Here is an 11,567-nt window from a genome sequence, read left to right as displayed (position 1 = left end):
TCTCGCTCCTGCTGCGATGGCTGGCAGCGATTTTATGTGCCCTTGTCCTGGTGCTGCTCGGATATGCTCCATCGCCGCAACGCGCGTGACTCAAGCCGATAGAATATTCTTCACGGACGACTAGCTATCATCATCGGCTTTCTGGCAGGTCCATCGATCCTCCTGATCCTGGCTCGGCGTCTGGCGGGAAAGAAACTTGTTCACCGGGTCTGGCGATGGGGTTTCCGGTGGATCTATGGGCTCATCCTGGCTGCGCCTGTCCTTGCGCTGATCTATGTCGCGCTGTTCGAAGGCATTGAAGGGGATGACGGGCCAGCATTCTTCGCTGGATTTGTTGGGGTGGTCGCCATTGCTGTGTCTAGTGCCATCACGCTTGTGACCTACAGACTGCTCACCCTTGAACCGGAAAGGTAATTTCCGATAAACCATTCATGGAATGGCATCGTTTCGGCATGCCGAACCAGGAGGAGTCAGCCGCATGAAGTGCCTGCGCATCTATGCCACTCCGGATGGCGAGTCGCATTTCGACGAAGTCGAACTGCCGACGACGAAGAGGCAGGTGCACCCCGATGCCGTTCCGTTCGACGTTACGGGCAACTATCCGGCGTCCCGCGTCCGCATCACCCACATCCCAGCGGGCATGCGCGAGGTTGCTTGGCATACGGTCCCGGAGCCGGTGCTGACGATCAGGCTGGATGGTTCGGTGGAATACGAGACGAGCGACGGAGAGGTGCGTCACGTTCAGGCGGGTAGCTTCGTGTTGGTGGAGGACACACACGGTAAGGGCCATCTGTCACGCCATTCTCCAGAGGCACAGACGGTCATCTGGATCTCACTACCGAACGGTCTCGAGTTACCGCCCGCATAGTCAGTTCGGGCACGCTGAAGGCGCCGCCACCGAAAAAGCCCCAGCCGAGAGGGTAAGGGCTCTCAGCCAGGGCTAGCTCCAAGCATTGGGGGCTATGGAGATTGTGCGGGCAGATACGCAACGCGCCCGGTACCTGCATGTTGATACGGTCAAGCTTAACGATTCGCGCACGTTAACTAAGCTTGGCCCCGGCGCTTATCCGGTTAGGAGAGATGCAGAGCGAAGTGCTTGTTCATCTCGAACATGCTCACCTTGTCCTTGCCGCCGAAGACGGCCCGAAGCTTCTCATCCGCCAGGATCTCGCGCTTGTTCGCAGGGTTCTGCAGATTGTGGGCCTTGATGTACTCCCAGACCTTGCTCACCACCTCAGTCCGCGGGAGCGGGGAGGATCCAACTACAGCCGCCAGTTCGTTCGACGGCTGCAGCGGCTTCGCCAGAGCGGGATTCGGCTTCTTGGCGGCTTTGGCTTCGGTCATTGTAAAACTCCTAAACTACGCCTCGCTGCCATTGGCAGGGGCAAAGGGGGCGGGACCATGTCGAGCAAGGGCTGAACACTTCCTTAATCCCGCTGTAGTCGTTCAAATGTCAGAATGAACGTTTCAACTGGAAAGCCCGATCATCAATATCCACGTCGTTTGGTCTGTGGCTTGGCCATCATCTGCCGCATTGCCTCCTCTGCCCGAGCCCGGGCCTCTGCATCGTTACTGAGGTTGCGGACCTCCGATGGTTCCTCCTCTTGATTGATACCGTTCTTGCGTGCGCGCCACTGCTTCGCCTGGGCGGCAGTGGCAGCGGCATTGGCCAGCTTCTCCAGCCGATCCAGCTGGGGCGTGCTGGGTTTCGCATTGGTTTCAGGTTGTTCGTCCTCTTGCTCGGGGCTCTTTTCCATCTCTTCGCTTCCTTAAGCTCGACGCCACTAGCTATGCTATGCCATTACGCGCTTCATTTCACGGGGAATAGGTTAACTCCGTCTTAACCATAAAGGTCCGAGGTAAGCCGATGCGAAAGATCCATCACGGCTTCATAGCAATCGGCATCCTCGCGGGCCCTGCCACTCTCATTCTTGCCCATGAGAAGCTCACCCGAACACCAGCCCAGGAAATCTTTGAATCGTTCAATCCGCCACCGGTCTTACGCCAGGCATACACGCAGTGCGCCGAGGCTCCGAAGCAGCAGCGGTCAACCCAGTGTGACCAGTATGTGAGCTTCTTCGAAGACTGCGCCGCTCGGAAGAACGAGTGTGGCCCACAATCCGTCTACGAGGTCCTCACGAAACTCATACTCTCAGCGCCGCCCAAGAGACCAAAACCAGAAAAAGTTGTTATCCCGACTGACGTCTAACCCAGCAAACGCCGACAATCCCGTTTCATTGGTGCGTACGATACCACTCAGATGACCTATTCTCGCGAAACCACCGCTATCTCTGAAATCACCGGGCCGCCGGTCAACACATGGTCTGAAGAATGGCAGCGCGACTGCGAGGCTCGGGCCGTCCTGAAATGTCGGAAGCGGAGCGGGATGCCTTCTTCAACGGCACGAAGGATGAGAACCGGAAGTCCATCGAGTGCGGGATCCTCTACCTTCGCGGAGAAAAGGCAGTCGAAGACTTGAGATCGCTGATGCAGCAGTTCATGGACGCCCGCGCAACCAAGCCTAAAGCATCGGACGATTAAACAGGCGCAGTTTCCCTTCCTGTAACCACCCATTAGGCGCGAGGTTGGCCGGAGACACTGGCAGCATGATGCACGACGACCAGGTTCAAATTGATGCTGATATCGTTCGTGGGCTGATTGGCGATCAGTTTCCAGAGTACCGCCATGAACCCATCAAGCGGCTTTGCACGACCGGCACTGTCAATGCCATCTTCAGGATTGGAACAGATGTCGCGACGAGGTTCCCTTTGCGCGTCATGGAGCCGGTCGCATGCGCCAAGATGCTTCGCAGGGAAGCGGCGGCCATGACCGAGTTCGCGAAGCATTCTCCGTTTGCGACTCCTCGACCGTTGGGATTTGGTCAAGCTAGCGCGATCTACCCTATGCCATGGGCGGTGCAGAGTTGGATAGAGGGCGATGTTGCAACGCCAAACGGGCTTGCGACTTCCACGACGTTTGCTCTCGATATTGCACACCTGATCGCGTCGTTACGTTCAGCGGACACTCAAGGTCGACACTTCGATGGACAGGAGAGGGGCGGCGACCTTCCCGATCACGATGCCTGGATGGAGGTCTGTTTCAAGAACAGCGAGACTCTCCTCGATGTTGCTCGCCTGCGTCGCATGTGGGCTCGGCTGCGGGAGCTGCCGCCATCCGGGCCGGACGTCATGTGCCATCAGGATCTTATTCCAGCGAACCTCCTCGTGCAGGGCGGACGTCTTGTGGGCGTGCTCGATGCTGGCAGTTTCGGGCCGGCCGACCCGGCGTTGGATCTTGTGGCTGCGTGGCATCTTCTTGATCGAGACCGGAGGGAGATTATGCGGAGCCATCTCGGATCGGGCGAAGTTGAGTGGAAGCGCGGCGCAGCATGGGCGTTCCAGCAGGCGATGGGATTGGTCTGGTACTACGAGCGCACCAATCCTGGCATGAGCACCCTTGGTCGAAGCACGCTTACCCACCTGCTCGACGATCTTGAGATCTGAACGGAATCTCCTCAAGCCACAGAGTGCTGGGACTATCTAGACGCTGCAGAACATGCGCCTGAGACGTCAAACAAAGGCGTAGTAAGCAACGCCTCCAGCGATCGTCAATCCCGCGAAGGAAAATGGGAACCACCGTGGGAAGGGGCTGTCGTGGCCGTCGAAGCTCATGCTGGTCTCCATCGATCAGGAATTCGTACCTCTGCCTCAAGACCAATCGTGGCGTTTTCGAGAAGGTTAGTCGGGGAACTTGCCCGGCCCGACATCAAGCCGACAAGCGCTGTTCCTCTTCCCAAGTGTTTACTTACTATCGCCTCAAGCCTACTTCCTGAAGTAGTCAAAGCGACGGCCGGTAATAAACTGAATGATGGGGCTAGTCTCAACAGCAGAATTCTGATATTGAAGCTGCCCCGCGGATTGTCCGCTTGGTTCACAGCCACAGCCAGAGGAGGCGTTCGATGTTTATGCGAATTTACACGTGCGAACGCGCCGCTCTCCTCGTCACGACTCTAGCTGCTGGTGGCTCCAATGAAACCAAACGTATTCCCACTGCCCTATGTAGGGTTCGCCTTCCGCTTTGAACTTGTTCGCATGCCGCGTAGGCCTGCGAACGATCACAAGCGGCCTATGGCAACAGCCGAACTCGATCAACTACAACGGCACGAACTTGTGCAGGCGCTGCGTCACGAATTCAGCCCGCATATGCTTCGTGATGTTGGTCTCGATCGCAGCCGTGCCAACTGATGTTTCGGCTGCGGTGCGGTCCAATGATCTCGTTCGGAACTGACGACGTGCGTCACGACACATTGGCGCGCCATAGGTTCATCTACATAGATCGTGCGATGCCGGAACACCTCGCACGTGCTCTGGTGGGAGGTCTGGTGCTCAGCCTTCTGCCGGGGCATTCCCGTTTATACACAGCTCATTGTTGAACCATCTACCCAGATGCAGTATTATTGCCAGGTAGGTGTTGCAACCGGCACCATACAAGCGCCCTGACAGTGAGCTCCGCACAGCTAACTCTGTCGGGGCATTTTCGTTTAAGCAGCGTAACCGCATTGGGGCCGTTGCTTCTTGCATAAGTGTGGCCTTACCTCCTCTTGGATCGCAGGCGCCTCGGTTGAGATTTCCAAGCCAGTGGCAGCAGGGCTCTGTTGCATTAACCTGTCAAGCCACAGGATGTAGTGGCGATCATAGGCGGAAAGCACACTACAGATTGTGCCTGGCCCAGTTAATGCAACGGAGCCACGCGGAGACCGAGGGGCAGGTGGAGCGCCTGGAGCAGGTGTTTGAGATGCTGGGCAAAGCGGCGCGCGGCAAACCCTGTGAGGCGATCCAGGGCATGGTCGAGGAGAGCCAAGGGGTCATCGAGGACTTCAAGGGCTCCGACGCGCTCGATGCCGGGCTTCTCGCGGCGGCCCAAGCCGTCGAGCATTACGAGATCTCGCGCTATGGCACGCTCCGAACTTGGGCAACCCAGCTTGGCCTGACCGAGGCCGCCCGGCTTCTCGAGCAAACGCTGCAAGAAGAAAAGCAAACCGATGCCGTGCTGACGCAGATCGCAGAAGCGGCGGTCAATCGGCAAGCGGCTTGATCGAAGCTGATCGGTTAAACCCCACCACGATCCAAGTTCAGGGCCTGGTCGAGCCGATGGCCCAGAGCAATGGCGATCTGGCACTGGGGCTTGGCTTCAAAGGTCGAGCGGACACGATGTGAACTCTTATCTCGACATCAGGTCCCCACCGTGATCTTGGTGCTGGCATGGCTGCGAATGGGGCGTCGCTCTGACCCTGATGGTCGATGCCCCACCGGCCCGTGTCTGCCACCACAGAGGGGTCGTGTGTCCCGTCAGGGAGACGCCACGTCATCAGAGGCTCCGAGTGCTGTCATTCAAGGGCTCAACAGCCCGCCAACAATCGCGGCACTGCCTGCGTCGAAAGCATCGGCACTCCTTGTAACCTGTAAAAAAGACATAGAAAGACATCGATGGCGCTCTCATAGATCTTCCTTCATTGAGCCACCGGCAAAGCTGGTGGGTCCTGCGACGGAGGAGATGCGTTGGATGGGCTTCTGGCTCGGCTGACCCCAATCGACTGGATTTTTCTTGGCGGTGTCGCCCTCGTCTCAGCTCTTATGGCTGCAGGCATTTACGGCATCCGGACAGAGATGCGGTCTCACGCCAAAATCCGGGCGCGATCAGTTCAGCTCAAGACCTCTCGGGAGCAACGGCTGCAATGGCGGCGATCCCTCCAATCAAAGGATCTGCTCGATCTGCTCGATGATATTGATACGCTTATCAGGCTTACTGATGCAAATGATGAGGCCATCAAACGGGACCACCGGGAAGGCGTGCGCTTGGCTTGGATGAGCCGGCGCATTCCACTGCGTACCGTTTTCCTTGGCAGCCTGCTGCTCGCTGGCGTTCTCTCTGCCATATTCATGGTGATCGCCCAGGGTCCATCGAATTCCATCCCCTGATCGGCGATCTGTATGGGCACAGTCTTGCTGGAGGCGAGGAGATTCAGGAGTTGAGATGACGGCGCCCTGGGACGAGCCACGAATGGAGCTGCTGACGCGCCTTTGGCTTGCTGGAGCGACGGCCCGCATAATTGCGGAGAAGCTTGGCGGCGGCATCACGCGCAATGCCGTGATCGGAAAAGCTCACCGTCTCGGGCTAACGGGCAAGCACGGCAGTAAGAATCTCAAGCACGCTCGGGCATTCCGTCCCCGAGGGAGTGATCAGCACCTCCAGCGCAAGCCCAAGCCAAAGAACCGTGCACGTTGATGATAGGAGCAAAATGTTTCGAAACGAGCGGTGGGAACGCCAAGCGTCGTGATGCTGGGTGCCGTGTTGCCGAGTGCTATAGCGGACGCTGAATCGACGAGGCGGCTTCCGGCCCGGGAGATTTCAATGAAGCGATCCGATAAAGTCATCATCAGCTGCGCGATCACCGGATCCATCCATACTCCGAGCATGTCACCCTATCTACCGGTCACGCCGCAGCAGATCGTCGAGAGCGCCATCGACGCGGCGGAGGCCGGTGCTGCGATTCTTCACCTGCATGCCCGGGATCCGCAGACCGGCCGCCCGACGCAGAGCCCTGAGGTGTTCAGGCAGTTCCTGCCGGCCATCAAGGAGGGCTGCACTGCCATCGTGAACATCACCACTGGCGGAGGGCTCGGGATGTCACTCGATGAGCGTCTCGCCGCGGCCAAATGGGCGCAGCCCGAGATCGCCTCGATGAACATGGGGTCGTTTAACTTCAACATCTCGGGTGCCGGCGGGCGCATCGCATCATTCAAGAACGATTGGGAAAAGCCTTATCTGGAGATGACGAAGGACTTCATCCTGTCCAATACATTCGCGCAAATCGAGCGGGGAATGACCGAGCTTGGCGCCCTTGGCACCCGCTTCGAGTTCGAGTGCTACGACGTTGGCCATCTCTACAATCTCGCCCATTTCGCCGATCGTGGGCTCGTGCAGCCACCCTTCTTCGTGCAGGCGATCTTCGGGTTCCTCGGCGGCATTGGGCCTGAGCCCGAAAACCTCATGCACATGAAGGCGACCGCCGACCGCCTTTTCGGGTGCGACTACTATCTCTCCATCCTCGCCGCCGGCCGCCACCAGCTGCCGTTCGTGACCATGGGTGCCATCCTCGGCGGTCACGCGCGCGTGGGCCTGGAGGACAATCTCTATCTGGGCAAGGGCGAGCTCGCGCCATCCAATGCCGACCAGGTCCGCAAGATCCGCCGCATCCTGGAAGAGCTCTCCCTCACAATCGCCACTCCGCACGATGCGCGCAGCATGCTCCAAACAAAAGGACCGGACTACACGGCGTTCTGAGCGAAGCGGCTGAGCCGTGCGGCCAACGGGCTACGCAGAAGAGCCGGCGGCCATACAGGCCCCCAGGCACTTCGCCGGCAATGCAAGGTGCGAGGTTGTTGCCTGCCTTTTCAATCGTTCCCATGCGTGCCTAAGATGGATGTCCTAAACAGGGAGGAAGCAATGAAGACCCGTTACGTTCTCAGCGCTCTGGTCGCTATGGCCATGACAGGGGCGGCGCAGGCGCAAACCTCTGTCAAGTTGGGCGTCCTGAATGACCGGTCCGGGGTCTACTCGGACCTGACCGGCGAAGGATCGGTGATCGCGGCTCGTATGGCCGCTGAGGACTTCAAGGCCTCCGAGAAGGGCATCAAGGTCGACATCGTCGCGGCAGACCATCAGAACAAGCCCGACATCGGTGCCAGCATCGCCCGGCAATGGTACGATCAGGAGGGCGTCGACGTCATTCTCGACGTCCCGACCTCGTCCGTGGCGCTCGCCGTGAACGGCATTACCCGGGAGAAGAACAAGATCCTGATCAATTCCGGCGGCGGCACCTCGGACCTGACTGGATCCCAGTGCTCGCCGAACACCGTTCACTGGACCTATGACACCTGGGCACTCGCGAACGGCACCGGTGGTGCAATGGTCAAGCGCGGTGGGGACACCTGGTTCTTCGTCACGGCAGATTATGCATTCGGCCACGCCCTTGAGCGTGACACGGCGGCATTGGTCACAAAGGCCGGCGGCAAGATTGTCGGCACGGTGCGCCATCCCTTTCCGGGCCAAGACTTCGCATCGTTCCTGCTGCAGGCGCAGTCATCGGGAGCCAAGGTGATCGGTCTTGCGAATGCGGGCGGTGATTTCACCAACACAATGAAGCAGGCGGCGGAATTCGGGATCGTCCAGGGCGGCCAGAGCCTTGCAGGTCTCCTCGTCTTCATCACCGATGTTCATTCGCTCGGTCTTCAGGTGGCTCAGGGCCTGGTCATGACCGAGGCCTTCTACTGGGACCAGAATGACCAAACCCGGGCCTGGTCGAAGCGCTTCGCCGAGAGGAACGGCGGCAAGATGCCGACTATGGTCCATGCGGGCGTCTACGCCGGCGCGCTTCATTACCTCAAGGCTGTCGAAGCCCTGAAGGGCAAGGACGCAGCGAAGGTCATGGCCAAGATGAAGGAGATGCCGACCGACGATCCGCTGTTTGGCAAGGGCATAATCCGTCAGGATGGTCGCAAGATCCACGATATGTACCTGTTCGAGGTCAAGAAGCCGAGCGAATCCAACGGCGCTTGGGACCTATACAAGCAACTCGCCACGATCCCTGCCGATCAGGCCTTCCGGCCCCTGAACGAAGGTGGCTGCCCGCTCGTGAAAGGCTGATCGCAGCAGTTGCGGACGGGGCTGGGTAAACCTAGTCCTGTCCGCTGGCGAACCGATCCATGATCGTTCGTCACGACCAGAGACCGCTTCGGCAATGGAAAGAGGCAGCAATGGATTTAGAAATTCAGGGTTTGCGCGTTCTCGTGACCGCGGGCGCCGGCGGCATCGGCCTGGAGATTGCCAGAAGCTTCGTTCGTGAGGGCGCAAAGGTGCACATCTGTGACCTTGATGATGCGGCGCTCGCCTCTCTGGCGACAAGCGATCCGGACGTCACCCGATCCCGGACCGACGTTGCGAACCGGGCCGACGTGACCCGCCTCTTCGAGGAGGCCCTTCATGCTCTCGGCGGGCTGGATTTACTTGTGAACAATGCCGGGATCGCGGGACCGACGGCGCGGGTGGATGAAGTCGATCCCGAGGACTGGGACCGAACGCTTCAGGTCAACATCACAGGGCATTTCAACTGCGCCCGTCTGGCTGTCCGGCACCTGCGCGAGAGCGCCAACGCCTCCATTATCAATCTCTCGTCCGCGGCAGGACGTTTCGGTTTTCCCCTGCGCTCGCCCTACTCGGCATCGAAATGGGCGGTGGTGGGGTTCACGAAGACCCTTGCCATGGAGCTGGGGCCGCTCGGGATCCGGGTCAACGCCATCCTTCCGGGCGTTGTAGAAGGGGATCGGATCCGCCGCGTGATCGGGAGCAAGGCTCAGGCACGCGGCATCAGCTATGACGAGATGCAGGACGAATTCCTCAGACATGTCTCCCTGCGCACCGCAGTGACGCCGCAGCAGATTGCCGATCAGATCGTGTTCCTATGCTCGCCTCGTGGACGAACGATCTCGGGTCAGGCGATCTCAATTGATGGCGATACCCAGTCCCTCGCATAACCTTCACTGGACTGCCATCGAGCTCGTGCAGAACTCCTATGATGCCAAGACGGACCGGAAGAGCTGCGCCGTATCTGCCGGCATCGGAGCATACATCTGTCGCCAGGCTAATCTAAGCGGGAGCGGGCCGACAAAGTCTGTCCGATGTAATTTCCATGAATGACCGGTGAGCGGCTGTAGCTTTCGTCCTCTCACCCTGAGCCTTCGGCATTCGACAGGTCTTCATCAGCATCAGGTGTCGGGCTGATCCGCTCGCGCAGGACCGCATCCATCGACGCGCTCGCCCTTGTTCTCACGAAGCTCACGCTTGGTTCGTCGAAGCTGCTTGGCGACCTTCATGAGCGCGGCATTGAAGGCCAAGTAAATATCCTTGTCCTTGCCCTCGGCGCTCTTCATCGGAAGCCCTCCATCTGCATGTTCACGCTACAGCGGTAGGTGATCCCCTCCTTGGTAAAGTGAGCCGACGCAGTGTTGAGCCTTCCGAAGTATTTGCTGGCTACTCGTACGATGTTACCGCGAGCATAATCAGGCAGCCCGTCACCCAGGTGGATGTTCGAGGGTACTGTCAGGTTGGTAACAGCTCGGGGCCTGTGGCAGGGCCCCAGACATGAGCACGATCTCCAACCTCTTCGCGGCTTCCGCTTCCCGGCTGACATCATCAATCAGGCGGTCTGGTTGTATCACTGCTTCAGCCTCAGCCTGCGCGAAGTCGAACTGATCCTCGCGGCGCGAGGCATCGTGGTCAGCTACGAGACCATCCGCGAATGGGGCCTGCGCTTCGGACGGATTTACGCCAAGACCCTCAAGCGGCGGCGGCCGAAACCCGGTGACAAGTAGTTCCTGGACGAAGTGTTTGTCCGCATCCGAGGCAAACTGCACTACCTCTGGCGAGCCGTTGATCAGCATGGCAACGTGCTCGATGTGTTGGTCCAGAGCCGCTGCAACAAGAAAGCGGTCAAGCGCTTCTTTCGCAAGCTGCTGAAGGGTTTGTGCTACACGCCCAGAGTCATCGCGACGGATAAACTCGGATCCTATGGCGCCGCTAACCGCGAGATCCTGGAGGGTGTTGAACATCGCCAGAGCCGATACCTGAACAACCGTTGTGAGGTCCCACACCAACCCACCCGATGGCGGGAGCGCTACATGAGGCGATTCAAATCAGCCCGGCATGCCCAGCAGTTTCTCTCAACCCATAGCCCGATCCACAACCACTTCCAGCTCCGCCGTCATCGCCTGTCTGCCAATGAGTACCGGAATGCGCGTGAGCACGCCTTCGCCACTTGGCGCAATGCGACCGGTGCTGCCCTCGTATAATCGCTTGGACCGACCTGACGGCTCCGCCCGCACCAGCTTTGTCCATTAGCCATCAACTTGACAGTACCCTCGGCCAGCGTCAGCGGATCGGAGAGTTGCTCGACGGCGATGCCGGTCAAGGCAGCCCGGTCCAAGCGGTCTGCGATGTCGGTGAGATCTGTGCGAGCGTCGATGGTATTCATGCTCATGCGTCCTGCCCCTCTCCATGAGTGAGGCTTACCGAGCCGACACCGGAGATGTGGGCTTCGATGAAGTCGCCGGTCCAAAGGGGACCATCGGCCCGAGCGCGCCGGAGAGGGCGATCTCGCCGGCGCGCAGGGGGCATCCTTGCCGTAGCATCTCCCGAGCGGCCCAACGAAGTGAGTGGAGCGGATGACCGAGACAGTTCAGACCGGCGCCGACTGAGGGCCCTCTTGGAGCCTCTTTCTTTGCGTTGGAGGCGCAGGAATTGGCGGCCACTGCCAATAGAGGCTGAACAGCCACAGGGGAGAGTAGCGCCTGCCGTCGCGTCGGCGAACGAAGCGAACGATGCCGTCCTCTAGCCCACCCTATTCATGAGACATGTTGATGTTTGCCGTTCTGGACTGCGATCGCGGGCGCTCGTTGCGTCTGTTTCATCGCGATGAGGTCTGGAATATGGGGAACGCGTTGGCAGGAGTT

At 59.3% G+C, this 11,567-nt stretch carries 14 protein-coding genes and 2 pseudogenes; 11 read left to right on the top strand and 5 right to left on the bottom strand.

Going from position 1 to position 11,567, the window contains the following annotated elements:
- Positions 1–120: 120 nt before the first annotated feature.
- Positions 121–429, bottom strand: coding sequence for a hypothetical protein (locus ACS5Q1_RS43060; RefSeq protein WP_473103974.1), 309 nt, complete (start codon positions 427–429; stop codon positions 121–123).
- A gap of 49 nt (positions 430–478) precedes the next feature.
- On the opposite strand from ACS5Q1_RS43060, the gene ACS5Q1_RS43055 reads away from it, so the two are divergent.
- Complete coding sequence (locus tag ACS5Q1_RS43055; protein WP_473103973.1) at positions 479–868, top strand: cupin domain-containing protein; 390 nt, start codon at positions 479–481, stop codon at positions 866–868.
- Positions 869–1,071: 203 nt separating this feature from the next.
- Here the strand turns inward: ACS5Q1_RS43055 and ACS5Q1_RS43050 are convergent, their stop codons facing one another.
- Entirely contained in the window at positions 1,072–1,344 is a 273-nt protein-coding gene (locus ACS5Q1_RS43050; protein WP_473103972.1) for an SWIB/MDM2 domain-containing protein, read from the bottom strand.
- Positions 1,345–1,487: 143 nt separating this feature from the next.
- Positions 1,488–1,757 (bottom strand): hypothetical protein, encoded by a 270-nt coding sequence (locus tag ACS5Q1_RS43045; RefSeq protein WP_473103971.1) that lies wholly within the window; start codon positions 1,755–1,757, stop codon positions 1,488–1,490.
- A 503-nt stretch (positions 1,758–2,260) separates the two neighbouring features.
- On the opposite strand from ACS5Q1_RS43045, the gene ACS5Q1_RS43040 reads away from it, so the two are divergent.
- Positions 2,261–2,479 (top strand): DUF7696 family protein, encoded by a 219-nt coding sequence (locus ACS5Q1_RS43040; RefSeq protein WP_473103970.1) that lies wholly within the window; start codon positions 2,261–2,263, stop codon positions 2,477–2,479.
- 94 nt (positions 2,480–2,573) lie between these two features.
- On the opposite strand, the gene ACS5Q1_RS43035 is transcribed toward ACS5Q1_RS43040, so the two are convergent.
- The gene (locus ACS5Q1_RS43035) at positions 2,574–2,846 is read right to left on the bottom strand and encodes a hypothetical protein (protein ID WP_473103976.1); all 273 of its coding nucleotides are present in this window, start codon (positions 2,844–2,846) and stop codon (positions 2,574–2,576) included.
- Between ACS5Q1_RS43035 and ACS5Q1_RS43030 the strand changes: the two are divergent.
- From ACS5Q1_RS43030 to ACS5Q1_RS42995, 8 genes and pseudogenes are all read left to right on the top strand, one after another.
- A pseudogene (locus ACS5Q1_RS43030) lies at positions 2,769–3,320 on the top strand (phosphotransferase); the annotation flags it as partial. The gene ACS5Q1_RS43035 and the pseudogene ACS5Q1_RS43030 sit on opposite strands and share 78 nt — an antisense overlap.
- 18 nt (positions 3,321–3,338) lie before the next feature.
- Positions 3,339–3,503 carry a hypothetical protein gene (locus ACS5Q1_RS43025; protein ID WP_473103975.1) on the top strand — a complete coding sequence of 55 codons (165 nt, stop codon included), beginning with the start codon at positions 3,339–3,341 and terminating at the stop codon, positions 3,501–3,503.
- A 1,117-nt stretch (positions 3,504–4,620) separates the two neighbouring features.
- Positions 4,621–5,094: a YciE/YciF ferroxidase family protein gene (locus ACS5Q1_RS43020; protein WP_473103969.1), complete on the top strand. Its 474-nt coding sequence runs from the start codon at positions 4,621–4,623 to the stop codon at positions 5,092–5,094.
- 464 nt (positions 5,095–5,558) lie between these two features.
- The gene (locus ACS5Q1_RS43015; protein WP_473103968.1) at positions 5,559–5,978 is read left to right on the top strand and encodes a hypothetical protein; all 420 of its coding nucleotides are present in this window, start codon (positions 5,559–5,561) and stop codon (positions 5,976–5,978) included.
- A gap of 55 nt (positions 5,979–6,033) precedes the next feature.
- The gene (locus ACS5Q1_RS43010; RefSeq protein ID WP_473103967.1) at positions 6,034–6,285 is read left to right on the top strand and encodes a GcrA family cell cycle regulator; all 252 of its coding nucleotides are present in this window, start codon (positions 6,034–6,036) and stop codon (positions 6,283–6,285) included.
- A 126-nt stretch (positions 6,286–6,411) separates the two neighbouring features.
- Complete coding sequence (gene kce / locus ACS5Q1_RS43005) at positions 6,412–7,344, top strand: 3,5-dioxohexanoate:acetyl-CoA acetone transferase (RefSeq protein ID WP_473103966.1); 933 nt, start codon at positions 6,412–6,414, stop codon at positions 7,342–7,344.
- A 162-nt stretch (positions 7,345–7,506) separates the two neighbouring features.
- Complete coding sequence (locus ACS5Q1_RS43000) at positions 7,507–8,706, top strand: ABC transporter substrate-binding protein (RefSeq protein WP_473103965.1); 1,200 nt, start codon at positions 7,507–7,509, stop codon at positions 8,704–8,706.
- Between the two features lie 110 nt (positions 8,707–8,816).
- Entirely contained in the window at positions 8,817–9,593 is a 777-nt protein-coding gene (locus ACS5Q1_RS42995; RefSeq protein WP_473103964.1) for an SDR family oxidoreductase, read from the top strand.
- A 231-nt stretch (positions 9,594–9,824) separates the two neighbouring features.
- On the opposite strand, the gene ACS5Q1_RS42990 is transcribed toward ACS5Q1_RS42995, so the two are convergent.
- Positions 9,825–9,989 (bottom strand): hypothetical protein, encoded by a 165-nt coding sequence (locus ACS5Q1_RS42990; RefSeq protein ID WP_473103963.1) that lies wholly within the window; start codon positions 9,987–9,989, stop codon positions 9,825–9,827.
- A 192-nt stretch (positions 9,990–10,181) separates the two neighbouring features.
- Between ACS5Q1_RS42990 and ACS5Q1_RS42985 the strand changes: the two are divergent.
- Positions 10,182–10,907, top strand: a pseudogene (locus ACS5Q1_RS42985) (IS6 family transposase).
- Positions 10,908–11,567 lie beyond the last annotated feature (660 nt).

This window comes from Microvirga sp. GN3 (assembly GCF_055792825.1).
The sequence above is the reverse complement of the archived record's forward strand: the minus strand, read 5'-3'. Positions and strand labels throughout refer to the sequence as shown.